We start from the raw sequence: 14233 nt of genomic DNA on the forward strand, positions 1-14233 counted from the left end.
CTGCGCGTTCGCGTGATGCGCAAAGAACCCCTGGCGCGCGACATCGCCCTGTTCGAATTGAGGGCCGAGGGGGCTTCGGTGCTGCCGGCGTTCGCCGCCGGCTCGCACATCGATGTCTTTCTTCCCAATGGCCTCACCCGCCAGTACTCGCTGTGCAACGATCCTGCCGAGGCGCACCGGTACCAGATCGCGGTGCTCAAGGATCCCCATGGCCGTGGGGGATCCCGGGCCATGCACGAGTCCGTGCAAACCGGCGATGTGATCTCCATCAGCGCACCGAAGAACCACTTTCCCCTGGCGCACGCGGCCGACTCGTCGCTGCTGCTGGCCGGCGGCATCGGCATCACGCCGCTCCTGTGCATGGCCGACCGGCTTTCGGCCCTGCAGCACCCCTTCGAGATGCACTACTGCGCGCGCTCCGTGGAGCGAATGGCCTTCCGGGACCGCATCGGCCGTTCTGGCTACGCGGACAGGGTGGCGTTCCACTTTGACGATGGCGCCTCTGATCAGCGGCTGGACATCGGCGAGCTGCTGCGGGACCCTCGGCGCGGCGTTCACCTGTACACCTGCGGCCCGCAAGGCTTCATGGATGCCGTGCTGTCCACGGCCCGCCAGGCCGGCTGGCCCGAGGACCGGCTGCACCATGAGTTTTTCAACGCCCGGCCGGTCCAGAAGAGCGATGACGGCGGCTTCGAGGTTCAGTTGGCCAGCTCGGGTCGCGTGATCCACGTGCCGGCGGACCAATCCGTGACCGCCGCGCTGGCCGCGGCGGGCGTGCCTGTGCCGACCTCCTGCGAGCAGGGTGTGTGCGGCACCTGCCTGACGCGCGTCGTGGCGGGCGAACCGGATCACCGCGACCTGTACCTCTCACCGCAGGAGCAGGCCTCCAACAGCCAGTTCCTGCCTTGCTGCTCTCGGGCCAAATCGGCCCGTCTGGTTCTGGACCTCTGACGATCCCGGGCGGCCTTCGAATCGTCAGATGCCTGGCGTTTAAAGTACGGTCGCCCGTTCGACGGCGTTCCATCCTGATTCGCAAAGACCAGTCCCGATCCATGCTCCGCTACCACACCGTTCCCGTCACCGCGTTCGCGCAGAACTGCTCCCTCGTCTGGTGCGACGACACCATGGACGCGGCGGTCATCGATCCCGGCGGTGACCTGGAGCGCCTGTTGGCCGAGGTGCAGCGGCTGGGCCTGAAGCTCAAGGCCATCTGGCAGACCCATGCGCACATCGACCACGCGGGTGGCACGGCCGAACTCGCGCGCCGCCTGAGCCTGCCCATCATCGGCCCGCACCCGGGCGACCAGTTCTGGATTTCGGGCCTGCCGCAGCAGGGCGCGATGTTCGGTTTTCCACCGGCCGAGGCCTTCACGCCCACGCGCTGGCTGGCCGATGGCGACACGGTGCAGATCGGCCATTGCACGTTGAACGTGCGGCACTGCCCGGGGCACACGCCGGGCCACGTGGTGTTTCATTCGCCGCAGGCCAAGCGCGCCTTCGTGGGCGATGTGCTGTTCGCCGGCAGCATCGGTCGCACCGATTTCCCGCAGGGCAATCACCAGCAGCTGATCGACAGCATCACGGGCCGCCTCTGGCCCATGGGAGACGACACGGTGTTCATTCCCGGCCATGGGCCGGAGAGCACCTTCGGCCGGGAGCGCCAGAGCAACCCGTACGTGCGCGGGACCTGAGCTCAGCCCTTGCGGGCCTGTTCGTAGAGGCTCTGCACCTTGGGCACGTTGGCTTCCAGTTCGCGGATGCGATCAGGGCCGCTGGGGTGGGTGGAGAGGAAGCTTGCGCCCGAGCCCCCGCCGTTGGCGGCCATCTTCTGCCACAGGCTCACGCTGGCGCGCGGCTGGTAGCCCGAGCGGGCCGCGAGTTCCAGGCCCACCAGGTCGGCCTCGGTCTCGTCCTCGCGGCTGAACTTGAGGGTGAGCAGCTGCGTGCCGAGGTTGGCGGCCACGTCGCCCAGCTGGCCCAGGCCCAGCAGTTGTGCCGCAATCGACAGGCCGATCCCGGTGGCGTTGCTCTTGGCCACGCGCGAGCGGGCGTGCTCGCGCAGCGCATGCGCCATTTCGTGGCCCATGATCATCGCGGTCTCGTCGTCGGTGAGGCCGAGCTTTTCCAGGATGCCGGTGTAGAACGCGATCTTGCCGCCCGGCATGCAGAAGGCGTTGATCTGCGTGCTCTGGATCAGGTTGACTTCCCACTTCCACTGCGTGGCGCGCTTGTTCCATTGCGCCGAGTGGGGAATGATGCGGCGCGCGATGGTGCGCAGGCGCTGCACCTGCGGGTGGCCGTCGGGCATCAGCACCTTCTTGGCGTTGGCCTCGGCCATCATCTGGCCGTACTGCTGGCCGGCGGCGTTTTCCAGCTCATCGGCCGGCACCAGCTTGCGCAGCGTGGAGCCCTCGCCCACGTTCACCTGCGCGACGGCCGGCAGGGCCGACGCCGCGGCGGCGGCGGTGCCCGCCAGCACGAAGGCGCGGCGGGCCGACCACACGTGTTCGGGCCGAGGGGTCTCAGGGGCGGGGGACTTCAGGTCGCAGAGCAGGCACATGCGTGAATAATAGACAAAGCCGGGCATTTGTGCCTGCACCTTTTTTCCTTTTATCCACTTCCATGTCCGTGCCCCCCACCTTGCCGCAGACTGCCCCCACGGACGCTGACACCACCGCCCGACCCACCTGGGGCGAGACCTTGCGGGTGTACCTGGAGCCGGCCAGCCTGCGCATGTTCGCGCTCGGGTTCTCCGCCGGCCTGCCGCTGCTGCTGGTGCTGGGCACGTTGAGCTTTCGCCTGCGCGAGGCCGGGCTGGACCGCACCACGATCGGCTACCTGAGCTGGGTCGGCCTGGCCTACGGCTTCAAATGGTGCTGGGCGCCTTTGGTGGACCGCCTGCCCATTCCGCTGCTCACGCGCTGGCTCGGCCGGCGGCGCAGCTGGTTGCTGCTGTCTCAGGCGTTGATCATGGCCTCGCTGGTGGGCATGGCGCTGGCCGATCCGCGCACCGAGCTCCAGCTGGTCGTGTGGTGCGCCCTGGCCGTGGCGTTTGCCTCGGCCACGCAGGACATCGCACTGGACGCCTTCCGCATCGAATCGGCCGACGTGCGCCACCAGGGCGCGCTGGCCGCCACCTATCAGACCGGTTACCGGCTGGCCATGATCTGGGCCGGGGCGGGCGTGCTGTGGATCGCCGCCCGCGCGGAAATCGCCCCCGCCGCCGGGGCCACCGCACCCGGCGCGCTCTACCAGCAGGCGGCCTGGACCACCGCCTACCTGGTGATGGCCGCGAGCATGCTCGTGGGGGTGCTCACGGTGCTGTTTTCGCGCGAACCCGCGCGCGTGGCCTTGCCGCCAGCGAAGAACGCCGCCGACTGGCTGCGCGGCGCGCTGGTCGAGCCCTTTGCCGACTTTCTGCGGCGCTACGGCAAGCAGGCGCTGCTGATCCTGGCGCTGATCGGTGTCTACCGCATCAGCGACGTGGTGATGGGCATCATGGCCAACCCCTTCTATGTGGACATGGGCTACACCAAGGACGAGGTGGCGGCCGTGACCAAGGTGTTCGGCGTCATCATGACGCTGGTCGGCGCCTTCATCGGTGGTGCGCTGTCGCTGCGCCTGGGCGTGATGCGGGTGCTCATGCTGGGCGCCGTGCTCTCGGCCGCGAGCAACCTGCTGTTCGCCTGGCTGGCGGGGCATGGGCACGACGTGACGGCGCTGATCCTGGTGATTTCCGCCGACAACCTCAGCGCCGGGGTGGCCTCGGCGGCGTTCATCGCCTACCTCTCGGGCCTGACCAATGTGCGCTACTCGGCCACGCAGTACGCGCTGTTCAGTTCGATGATGCTGCTCGCGCCCAAGTGGCTGGCGGGCTACTCGGGCGCTTTCGTGGATGCCTACGACTACCCGACCTTCTTCATCGCCACGGCCTGCCTGGGTGTGCCGGTGCTGCTGCTGATCTGGCTGGCGACGCGCCTGGCACCGGTCGAGCCCAAGGCCTGAGGCTCAAGCTTCCAGCAGGGCCTTGACGGCCGGCTTCTGCACCTTGCCCAGCGCGGTCTTGGGCAAGGCCGCCACGCGGTGCCATCGGCGCGGCCACTTGTAGCGCGCCAGCCGGCCGTCCAGAAAGCCCTGCAGCGCGGCCGCCCAATCTTCGGCCGCGCCGTCGCGCAGCACCACCACGGCCACCACCGCCTCGCCCCAGCGCGGGTCGGCCTGGCCGACCACCGCACATTCGACCACCCAGGGGTGCTGCACCAGCAGGTTCTCGATTTCGGCGGGGTAGATGTTCTCGCCGCCCGAGATCAGCATGTCCTTGGCGCGGCCGACCACGGTGAAGCTGCCGTCGGCCGCCTGTTGCGCGAGGTCGCCGCTGTGGAAGAAGCCTTCGGCGTCGCAGGCCGGCTGGTCGGGCCAGTAGCGTTGCACCACATTGGGCCCACGCAGCCACAGCTCGCCGACCTGGCCGGCGCCCACCGGCTGGCCTGCGGGGTCGCGCAGCGTCACCTGCACGCCGGGCGCGGGCCAGCCGCAGGCGCCCAGGTGGCTGGCCGCATGGGCGGGCGGCAGGGCGATGGAGAACGGGCCGGTCTCGGTGCTGCCGTACACATTGCACACCGGCACGCCGCGTGCGTGGCAGGCTTCGATGAGCGGGGCGGGCAGCAGGCTGGAGCCGGCCCAGATGGCGCGCAGGCTGCCCAGGTGGGTGCCGGACCAGTCGGCGTGCGTGGTGAGCGCCTGCAGCGTGGCGGGCACCTGCAGCGTGAGAGTGGGACGGTCGTCGTGCAGACTGCGCAAGGTGGTGCCGGCGTCGAATCGGCTGTGCAGCAGCACCTGCGCGCCCACGGAGAGCGCCGGCAGGGTCTGGATGCACAGGCCACCGACATGGAACAGCGGCAGCACGGCGAGCACCGTGTCGTGTTCGCTCAGGCCCTGCACTTGTGCGGCGATCGCCATGTTGGCCAGCAGGTTGCCCTGGGTGTGCACCGCACCCTTGGGCGCGCCTGTGGTGCCCGAGGTGTAGACCAGCAGCGCCGGGTGGTCGGCGCTGCCCTGCTCGCCTGCGCCGTTGGCCACGGGATCGACCGGCAGGCCGTCCAGGTGGAGCGTGGCGGGGTGGGCGAGCGATCGGGCCGCGTCGGCCAGCGCCGTGTCGTGCACCAGCAGGGTGGGGCCGCAATCCTGCAGCAGCGCGGCCCACTCGGCGGGCGAGAGGCGGTGGTTCAGCGGCACCAGCACCGCGCCCAGGCGCGCCAGCGCGAAAAGCAGGGCGATCTGCGCCGGGTGGTTCAAACCCAGCCAGGCCACGCGGTCGCCCTCGCGCACGCCGTGGGTGCGCGCGAGCCCCTGCGCCAGCGCGTCCGCGTGCCGGGCCAGTTCGGCAAACGACAGCTGGCCCCAGCGCGGGTCGGGGCTGGCCCGGCCCGGCTCGCGCCAGCGCAGCGCCGCCGCCTGCGGTCTTGCCTGGGCCTGCTGGCGCAGCAGAGCGGCCAGCGAACCGGCAGGCAGGGCGGGGGGCGGGGTGGGCGGTGCCATTTACATGACTTTACGTGACCCGAAAGCCCGCTTCACACAGCGCTGACACGATGATGGGCTCCGGCGCCCGCCGCTACACTGAAAACCATGAACGCTCCCCTGCTGATGATTGAAGACGACGGCCGCCTCGCGCAGATGGTGGTGGAGTACCTGGGCCAGTCGGGTTTCGAGGTGACCCACGCCAGCGATGGCGAAGCCGGCCTGGAGCAGTTGCAGCTCATTCAGCCGCAGCTGGTGATCCTGGACCTGATGATGCCCGGCATCGATGGGCTGGAGGTCTGCCGGCGCATCCGTTCGATGCCGGGTGAAGCCGCGCGCGTGCCGGTGCTCATGCTCACGGCCAAGGGCGACCCCATGGACCGCATCATCGGCCTGGAACTCGGCGCCGACGACTACCTGCCCAAACCCTTCGAACCGCGCGAGCTGCTCGCGCGCGTGCGCGCCGTGCTGCGCCGCCGTGGCGAGCCCACCGGCAGCGCGGCCGTGTCGCGCTCCACGCCGGTGCTGCGTTTCGGTTCGCTCGACATCGACCGCGACGCCCGCACCGTGCAGGTGGCCGGCCAGCCCTGCGAGCTGACCTCCTACCAGTTCGATCTTCTGGTCGCCATGGCCGAGCGCGCGGGCCGGGTGCTCACGCGCGACCAGATCATGGAAGCGGTGCGCGGCCGCGAGCTCGAAGCCTTCGACCGTTCGATCGACGTGCACATCGGGCGCATCCGCAACGCCATCGAGGCCGACAGCAAGGACCCCAAGCGCATCCTCACGGTGCGCGGCGTGGGCTACGTGTTCGCGAAGCAGCAGGAATGAGTTCGCTCTTCGGCTCCCGGCTGTACGTCCGCATCTGGCTGGCGGTGGTCGCCGCGGTCACGGTGCTGACGTTGGTCACGGGTTGGCTGTGGCAGCAGGCGCTGGACGAAGACCGCGCCGAGCGTGAGGCGCGGGTGACCCGCACGATCATCGTGCGCGATGGCGCGCGCGAAATCGTGGGGCAGGCGCCTGCGCGGGCGGTCAGCATTCCCGGCGAGGGCTGGGAATTCGAGGTGGTGATGAAGGATGGGCAGACCCTGTACGTGCTGCTGCCGCGCCCGCCCCGCCCGTCCGGGGGCAACAACCCGGGGCGCCGCGCGCCCGAGTGGTTCCAGACACCGACCGGGTTTGCCTGGCTGCTCGGCCTGGTGGCTTTCGCCGTGGCCCTGGGCGCCTACCCCATCGTGCGGCGCCTGACCAAGCGCCTCGAAGCGCTGCAGAAGGGCGTGGAGCGCTGGGGCGACGGTGACCTCTCCACCCGGTTGCCCATGCAGGGGCAGGACGAGGTCGCGTTTCTGGCCACCCGTTTCAACGCCGCGGCCGAACGGGTGCAGACACTGCTGCAATCGCACAAGGCCTTGCTGGCCAATGCCTCGCACGAACTGCGTTCGCCATTGGCCCGCATCCGCATGGGCTTGGAGCTGCTCGACAAGGACAACGCAAGGGCGCCGCAGCGCGCCGAGATCGCCCGCAGCATCGAAGAACTCGACCAGCTGATCGACGAGATCCTGTTGGCGAGCCGGCTGGACCTGATCGACGCGCGCGACGCGAGCGCGCTCGGCCCCACGGAAGAGGTCGACCTGGTGGGCCTGGCGGCCGAAGAATGCGCGCGCACCGGTGCCGACCTGGAGATCGCGGCCGGTGCCACGCCCGTGCTGGTGCACGGCCAGGCCCGCCTGCTGCGCAGGGTGTTGCGCAATCTGCTGGAAAACGCGCGCCGCTATGGCCATGTCGGCGCGTCGGCCGATTCGCAGGTGCGCCTGAGCATCTTTGCGCCCACGTCTGCCCCGGGGCAGGGCGCACCGCGCGTGACACTCTGGGTGGAGGATCGGGGCCCCGGGGTGCCCGCCGATCAGCGCGCGCGCATCTTCGAGCCCTTTTACCGCCTGCCCGGCGCCAGCGAACGCGAAGGCGGGGTGGGCCTGGGCCTGTCGCTGGTGAAGACGATCATCGAGCGCCACGGGGGCCGCGTGCGCTGCGAGGACCGTCCCGGCGGCGGCGCGCGCTTCGTGGTGGACCTGCCGGTCTGACGGATGGCGAGGCAGGCCAGCTGCCGCTGGTCTGCTGAGCTGGCGGAGATTTCGCGCGCCCGGATGTCGGTCACGAGGCCGTTCTTGGATTCCGAGGGGATTTTCGGGTTTTATTCACCAAGAAAACGGCCCGGTTCCCACAAATGGGGGATGGCCGAAAACAGAGCCTCAGCGCACAATTCGCATCGATGCTGTCACAACATCAGAACAACGGATCCGGCAAACACCACACGTCATGAAAAACGTTTGAATCTGGTCTCCCAACGACGTCCCTTCAAGGACTTTCAAAAGCCACCCTGCGGTGGCTTTTTTTTGTTCAGACGCGGGTGGATTCCAGGCTGCTCCCCGGAGAGGAGTGCAGCCAGTCAACGACCTCTCCGGTGGGTTGGTAGCCCTGCACGCAAGCCTGCAACAGGGCCCGCAAGGTGGTCACGTCGTTCGACTCCATGGCCTCTTCCAGCGACTTCAGCAAGGCCTGCAGCTCGCTCCAGGGCAGCATGTCTTCCTGTGCCTTCATGATGCGAGCGTGTTGCGTGGGTTGAGGGTTGTCGCCGATCAGCAGCTCCTCGTACAGCTTCTCGCCCGGTCGCAGCCCGGTGATCTGGATCTCGATGTCGCCAGTGGGGTTCTGCTCGCTCTTCACCTGCAGGCCCGAGAGTTCGACCATGCGCCGGGCCAGGTCGATGATGCGCACGGGCTCGCCCATGTCCAGCACGAACACGTCGCCGCCATGCGCCATGGCGCCGGCCTGGATCACCAGCTGAGCGGCTTCGGGAATGGTCATGAAGTAGCGCGTGATGTCCGGGTGGGTCAGCGTGATCGGCCCACCGTTCTTGATCTGCTCGCGGAACAAGGGCACCACCGAACCGCTGGAGCCCAGCACGTTGCCGAAGCGCACCATGGCGAACGTGGTGGCGCCACCGGGCTCGGCGGCCATCGCCTGCAACACCATTTCGGCCAGGCGCTTGCTCGCGCCCATGACGTTGGTGGGGCGCACCGCCTTGTCGGTGCTGATCAGCACGAAGTTGGCGGCGCCGGCGGCCTGCGCGGCGCGCGCGCACACCCAGGTGCCCCAGACGTTGTTGCGCAGGCCTTGCACCGGGTTGTGCTCCACCAGCGGCACGTGTTTGTAGGCCGCGGCGTGGTACACCGTGTCGGGCCGCCAAGCCTGCATGATCTGCGCGATGCGGGCTTCGTCCTGCACCGAGGCCAGCAAAGGCACCAGTTGCACGCCTGGCGCGGAGGCCTCGTTGTCGAACAGCGCTTCCAGTTCGCGGTGGATCTGGTAGAGGGCAAATTCGCTGTTCTCCACCAGCAGCAGGATGTGCGGCCCGCAGGCAGCGATCTGCCGGCACAGCTCGCTGCCGATGCTGCCGCCCGCACCCGTGACCGCCACCACCTTGTCCTGGATCAGGCTGTGGAGCAGCGCGGTGTTGGGCGTGACCGGATCGCGGCCCAGCAGGTCTTCGATGTCGAGCTCGCGCACGTCGCTCATCGTCACCCGGCCCGCCGCGAGGTCGGACATGCCGGGCAGGGTTCGCACGTGCACGGGCAGGTGGCGCAGGGTGTCGAGGATGTCCAGACGGCGCTGGCGCGTGATCGAGGGCAGCGCGAGCAGCACGTCCGTCACGCCCAGATTGGGGATCAGCCGCACCAGCTCGGCCGGGTCGTGCACCGTGCGGCCATCGAGGCTGTTGCCCTGCAGCTGGTCGTCGTCGTCGATGAAACCGAGCAGGCGCTGTTCGCTGCCGCGCGAGAGCGCTGCCGCGAGCTGCCGTCCCGCCACGCCGGCGCCGTAGATCAGGATGCCTGGCAGATGCTCGCGCTGCAGCATGGTGCGGTACAGGCCGCCCAGCCAGTAGCGCACCACCAGGCGGCTGAATCCGATGGTGACGAGCAGCAGCAGGGGCTGGATCACGCCCACGGTGCGGGGCACGCCTGGAATGCCGATCACGGTGAACACCGTGGCATAGAACAAGCTGTACAGCACCATGGCCTGCGCCAGGCTGACCATGGCATTCCATCCGGCGTAGCGGAAGATGGCGCGGTACAGGCCGAAGCGGATGAACAGGGGCAGGGCGATCAGCACCGCTCCCATGATGGCCAGCACATGCGCGGGGGTCAGTTGCACCCAGTGCTCCAGCCGCAGGCAAAGCGCGAGCCAGACGGTGAGCGCACACAATGCAATGTCCACCAGCACCGCGGACAGGCGCTTGGCGGCCCGTGGCATGTGCAGAAGCGTGGCGGCGGCTTGGCTTCGATGGTCCCTGTTTTTCATTCTTTTAGTGGGCCACACCATCCCGGCGCAGCACTTTGACAAACGTCATCCAGAGTATCTGCAGGTCGAATCCCAAGCTCTGGCGCTGCAGGTATTCTGCATCCAGCGCCACCTTCTGAGGAATCGGCAGCTCGTCGCGGCCATTCACCTGGGCCCAGCCTGTCAAGCCAGGGACCAGCTCGTGCACACCCTGCTGCGTGCGCAGGGCGATCAGGTCGTCCTGGTTGAACAGCGCGGGGCGAGGGCCCACGAAGCTCATGTCGCCCCTGAGAATGCTCCAGAGTTGGGGCAGCTCGTCCAGGCTGCTCTTGCGCAGGAACGGGCCGATGGGTGTGAGGTACTTGGCCGGATCGGTCAGCAGGTGGGTCGCCACCGCAGGCGTGTCGGTGCGCATGCTGCGGAACTTGGGCATGCGGAAGATGCGGTTGTGGCGGCCGACGCGGTTGGACCAGTAGAGCGCGGGCCCGGGGGATGTGAGCCGCACGGCCAGAGCCACCAGCACCACGGGCACGAGAAGAACGGTGGCGGCGCACAGCGCCAGCAGCAGATCGAAGAGGCGCTTCATCCTTGCTCCCTGCCTGCCGCGGCCCGCCGCAGACCTTCATCGACGCTGATGGGTGGTGTCCAGCCGAGTGTCTCTCGTGTGTGGGTGATGTCGACCTGCAGGTTGCCGAAAAGGCGTTGCGCCACATCGCGCTTGCCGACGGCCGCGGCACCCCATCTCAGCAGCGCCGGTGGCACTGGCAGCAGCCGTGCGGGTCTGCCCATGGCTTGGCCCATGCGACGAAGCAGGGCCGTGGTGGACAGGTCTTCGCCATCGCTGACCAGAAAGGTCTGGTTCGCTGCGGCCGGGTGGTCGATGCAGGTGATGAGCAGATCGACCAGGTTGTCCAGCGCCACGAGGCTGCGGCGGTTGTTTGTCGCCAGGCCCAAGGGCAAGGGCACGCCTCGCCCTAACACCCGCAGGAGGCTGGCGAAGTTGGCCTTGACACCCGGGCCATAGACCAGGGGCGGCCTGACGATGACCACCTCCATGCCCGTCTCCTGGCCGATCTGTCGCAGGCCTGTTTCGGCTTCGGCCTTGGAGATGCCGTAGGGGTCCTGCGGTGCCGGGACATCGTTGGCGGTGAAGGGCACTCCCGCTGTCGTGGACTCGCCGTTGACCTTGACCGAACTCACGAAGACGAAACGGCGCACGCCCGCCTGGGCGGCCAAGCGGGCCAGTTGCAGGGTGCCGACGGTGTTGGCCTCACGAAACGCCTGCAACGGGTTGGCGGCACGCTCGTTCATCACGTGCACACGGGCCGCGAGGTGGACCACGACCTGGCGATCGCGCAGTTCCACCGGCCATTGCAGCGAAGCGCCCAGCGGGCCAAGCCGTGCCGTTCGGGTGCCAGCCAGGGGCAGCGGTGCCTCGCTGCGCACACCCAGGACCGTGTCGCAGGAACGGGCGAGAAGGGTCCGGGTCAAGGCGCTGCCCACCCAGCCCGTGCCACCCGTCAACAGAATGCGGGGTGTGCTCATGACGACGGGCCCGATCCCAGTTGCGCGATTTCATCGGCCATGCGGTCCATGATGTGGGTGCGGCGGTAACGGTCAACGAAACCGCTGCGATCACAGGTCTGCAGACGCAATGCGCGGAACGCCGCAATGGCTGCTTGTGCATCGCACGGCGGGAAGACGGCCGTGTTCTCGACCTCTTCCTGCGCGAAACAGGCGGGGAACCCCGCCAGACCGGCCCAGATGGGCTTTCCGGTGGCGGCATATTCGAACAATTTGGACGGCAACACCTTTTCGAACGCGGGCAGGTCGTTGAGGTGCACGAACAGCACGTCGGCCTGCCCATACAGCATGACCAGCTCGGAGCGCTTGACCGGTTTGAGAAAGGTCACCCAGTGCTGGGGCAGGGCGTCGAGCGCGGACACCAGTTGCATGCGGCGGCCGCCGTCGCCCACCACGGTGAAGTGCACCTCGTCGCCGAGCGCCCGGGTGAGCTCCGGCAGGATGTGATGGAGGCCCTGGCCTTCTCCCAGGTTGCCCGCGTACAGCACACGGATGGGCCGTGGTGATGCCGCTGGCGGGGCCTGGTCGTAGCGGTGTTCCAGAAAGGCATCGTCCACACCGTTGCTCAGCAACGAGAACGAGCGGTCGGGATAGCGCGGTTGGAAATACGGCAAGAACCCCGGCGACACCAGGTTGACGCGGGTGGCCGAGCGGACCGCCCAGCGCTCCAGCGCCGAGAACACCGGCTTGAGCAACCACGAGAGACGGCGCGGCAGCACATCGCCGATGGTGTCGACGAAGATGTCGCGGATGTCCAGGTACAAGGGCACCGCATGGTGCCGCGCCGCCCAGGCGCCCAGCAGGCCCGTCATGAGCCGTGAGGTGGTGGCGACCACGATGTCCGGGCGCTCCCTCGCCACCAGTGCCCTTGCCAGCCAGGCAAAGGTGGCAAACGCCCTGGCCTGATCGAGCATGCCGCTGCGATGCGGCGGCAGGTCGATGCGGTGTACGGTGAGTGAGCCCACGCTTTCCAGGGCGGGAGCCTGGGCGCCGAAGCTGTCGTAACGGTTCGGCCGCGTGGTGATCACCGTGATCCGGACGCCCTCGGGCAGCCGGGCGCGCAGGGCCTTGACCAGCGCTTCCATGCGAAACGAACCCGCAGACAGGTCGGGCGGAAAGTAGAAACTCAACAACAGCACATGCATGGTGATCATCCGCCGCTGGCGCCATCCCAGTGGAACTCAACGGTGCATTGCCGATCGCTCCAGTCGAGGATGAGGCATTGGTTGGGGATCGCGGCGCCGAACACGGGATGCCAGGTGGACGCCTCCACCCTGGCAGAGCTCGCGCCCTGGCTGCGCCAGCGCACCGCGTCGCCGTCGGGGAGCCGGCAGAGGCCTTGATGGCCTTGCGCATCGGCGGACACCACCACGTCGGGGTGGAAATGAAAACGGGACTGCGCATGCCGGAACCCGCCTTCCAGGCGGTCCTCCACCACGCAGCCGCCTGGGGTGAGGGTCAGGTTGCGCACATGCACGGGCTTGCCCGGCAGCCGCGCATAACCATCGTGGGCGGCACTGGCGCGCTGCACATCCGCCTGCTGTTCGAGGCGCACGTTGAGAGGGCGGGCGCGGCGGGCAACGCGAAAGCTGCTCCACACTTCGCTGGAATCCTGCCCATCGACCAAGACGGTGTTGTGTGCCGCCGTTCCGCGCTGGCGCGAGCGTTCCGGGCCTTCGGCGTAGAGGGACGTCCCTGAATTGACCAGCACGCGTGTGCTGCCCAGGGACAGTTCCAGGCTCAGGGTGTCGGCGTGCGCGTGGGCCGGCAGGTAGTCGGGCCCCACAGGGCCCACGTCGAACAGCGCGACCGCACGCCCCTCCTGCAGCCGGATATAACCGCTGTCGTCGAGATGGACGGTGTGCGGGTCAGGTGGCGGTTCCAGGCCGAGTCGCTGTGCGTAGGCGTCGAGCTCCTGCACCGAAGGTGCAATACCTTCGGCCGTGTCGTTGAACAGCGCCAGTTCGCCGTTGGGGTGGCTCATGGCGTGAAGCCAGGAGGCCATGCGCACCAACCGCTGGTGGCCATCCGGCCCGCCGGCGCCGGTGGCAAAACACCGCTCGATGTTGTACAGGTCCAGCATGTCCTCGTACGCCAGCGCGTGGTACATGGGCGAACGCTCGAACTGACCACCATCCGGCAATATCTGCTCCGGGATCTCACGCCGCAACAGCTCGTGACCGGTGCGTCGCCAGCGAGCTGCTTCGTCACCCGAGAAATAGTGGCCGGCGAACACCAGGGCTTTCGCGTTCACAAAAAGGTGGTTGCCCAGCAGGTGCGTTTCCAGTCGGCGGGACAGCCAGCGGGTCTGTGTGGCCAGGCTGTCGAGAAAGGCCGCGTCCGCCGCGCCGCCCGCCAGTGACCATTTGATCCAGTTCACGATGCGCAGCGAGGTCGGGTACGACTCCCAGCCCGTGCCGCTGGCAGGTGGGTTGCGGCGGATCCAGTCCGTCAGCAACGCCTGGTGCCAGGGTGCGCGCGATGCCGCCCCGTGGGCATTGAGGTCGTCGAAGTAGTGCTGGTTGTAGCGCCACAGCTTTTCCTGCCCGGAGCCGTCCCATCCGTCCTTCTCCAGATCACCCTCGGCATGGAGAAAGACGAAGTGGCCCGCAGCGGTGAGGCTGGGCAGGCGGCGCGCGGGCGCCACCCAGGTTCCCGGCTGCGCGCGCGGCGGCGCCGGTGCCGCCGGCGGCGGGCTGGGTGAGTGCCAGCGGTGCACCAGGCGGCCCCAGATCTGCGGTGATCGCAGATGGCGCAGCGTTTCCCAGTAGCGTCGGACTTTTCGGAGGACTGGCAT

Annotated in this window: 12 protein-coding genes; 5 read left to right on the top strand and 7 right to left on the bottom strand. The window is 68.4% G+C overall.

Annotation, left to right across the window (positions count from 1 at the left end):
- Positions 1 to 15 precede the first annotated feature (15 nt).
- Both AC1Q9M_RS16645 and AC1Q9M_RS16650 read left to right on the top strand, forming a co-directional pair.
- Positions 16 to 951, top strand: a complete 936-nt coding sequence (locus AC1Q9M_RS16645; RefSeq protein ID WP_382322786.1) for a PDR/VanB family oxidoreductase — start codon at positions 16 to 18, stop codon at positions 949 to 951.
- A 101-nt stretch (positions 952 to 1052) separates the two neighbouring features.
- Entirely contained in the window at positions 1053 to 1691 is a 639-nt protein-coding gene (locus AC1Q9M_RS16650) for an MBL fold metallo-hydrolase (protein ID WP_382322787.1), read from the top strand.
- Positions 1692 to 1693: 2 nt separating this feature from the next.
- On the opposite strand, the gene AC1Q9M_RS16655 is transcribed toward AC1Q9M_RS16650, so the two are convergent.
- Positions 1694 to 2560 (bottom strand): M48 family metallopeptidase, encoded by an 867-nt coding sequence (locus AC1Q9M_RS16655; protein WP_382322788.1) that lies wholly within the window; start codon positions 2558 to 2560, stop codon positions 1694 to 1696.
- Positions 2561 to 2622: 62 nt separating this feature from the next.
- Here AC1Q9M_RS16655 and AC1Q9M_RS16660 point away from each other — a divergent pair, with 62 nt between their 5' ends.
- Entirely contained in the window at positions 2623 to 4005 is a 1383-nt protein-coding gene (locus tag AC1Q9M_RS16660; RefSeq protein ID WP_492434655.1) for an AmpG family muropeptide MFS transporter, read from the top strand.
- A gap of 3 nt (positions 4006 to 4008) precedes the next feature.
- Here the strand turns inward: AC1Q9M_RS16660 and AC1Q9M_RS16665 are convergent, their stop codons facing one another.
- The gene (locus AC1Q9M_RS16665; RefSeq protein WP_492434656.1) at positions 4009 to 5538 is read right to left on the bottom strand and encodes a class I adenylate-forming enzyme family protein; all 1530 of its coding nucleotides are present in this window, start codon (positions 5536 to 5538) and stop codon (positions 4009 to 4011) included.
- 87 nt (positions 5539 to 5625) lie between these two features.
- Between AC1Q9M_RS16665 and AC1Q9M_RS16670 the strand changes: the two genes are divergently transcribed.
- Both AC1Q9M_RS16670 and AC1Q9M_RS16675 read left to right on the top strand, forming a co-directional pair.
- Positions 5626 to 6345 (top strand): response regulator transcription factor, encoded by a 720-nt coding sequence (locus AC1Q9M_RS16670; RefSeq protein WP_382163268.1) that lies wholly within the window; start codon positions 5626 to 5628, stop codon positions 6343 to 6345.
- Positions 6342 to 7595 carry a HAMP domain-containing sensor histidine kinase gene (locus AC1Q9M_RS16675; RefSeq protein ID WP_382163266.1) on the top strand — a complete coding sequence of 418 codons (1254 nt, stop codon included), beginning with the start codon at positions 6342 to 6344 and terminating at the stop codon, positions 7593 to 7595. Before AC1Q9M_RS16670 ends, AC1Q9M_RS16675 begins: the two co-directional genes overlap by 4 nt.
- 316 nt (positions 7596 to 7911) lie before the next feature.
- Here the strand turns inward: AC1Q9M_RS16675 and AC1Q9M_RS16680 are convergent, their stop codons facing one another.
- From AC1Q9M_RS16680 to AC1Q9M_RS16700, 5 genes are read right to left on the bottom strand one after another with little or no spacing between them, the layout of a single operon-like run.
- Positions 7912 to 9825: a polysaccharide biosynthesis protein gene (locus AC1Q9M_RS16680; protein WP_382322790.1), complete on the bottom strand. Its 1914-nt coding sequence runs from the start codon at positions 9823 to 9825 to the stop codon at positions 7912 to 7914.
- A gap of 52 nt (positions 9826 to 9877) precedes the next feature.
- Positions 9878 to 10438 (bottom strand): sugar transferase, encoded by a 561-nt coding sequence (locus tag AC1Q9M_RS16685; protein WP_492434657.1) that lies wholly within the window; start codon positions 10436 to 10438, stop codon positions 9878 to 9880.
- On the bottom strand, positions 10435 to 11397 hold the full coding sequence (locus AC1Q9M_RS16690) for a UDP-glucose 4-epimerase family protein (protein WP_492434658.1): 963 nt from the start codon (positions 11395 to 11397) through the stop codon (positions 10435 to 10437). The genes AC1Q9M_RS16685 and AC1Q9M_RS16690 overlap by 4 nt, the downstream gene beginning before the upstream one ends.
- The gene (locus tag AC1Q9M_RS16695; protein WP_492434659.1) at positions 11394 to 12590 is read right to left on the bottom strand and encodes a glycosyltransferase family 4 protein; all 1197 of its coding nucleotides are present in this window, start codon (positions 12588 to 12590) and stop codon (positions 11394 to 11396) included. Before AC1Q9M_RS16695 ends, AC1Q9M_RS16690 begins: the two co-directional genes overlap by 4 nt.
- Positions 12587 to 14233, bottom strand: coding sequence for a heparinase II/III family protein (locus AC1Q9M_RS16700; protein ID WP_492434660.1), 1647 nt, complete (start codon positions 14231 to 14233; stop codon positions 12587 to 12589). The genes AC1Q9M_RS16695 and AC1Q9M_RS16700 overlap by 4 nt, the downstream gene beginning before the upstream one ends.

It is taken from the genome of Hydrogenophaga sp. GW823-FHT04C09 (assembly GCF_058796355.1).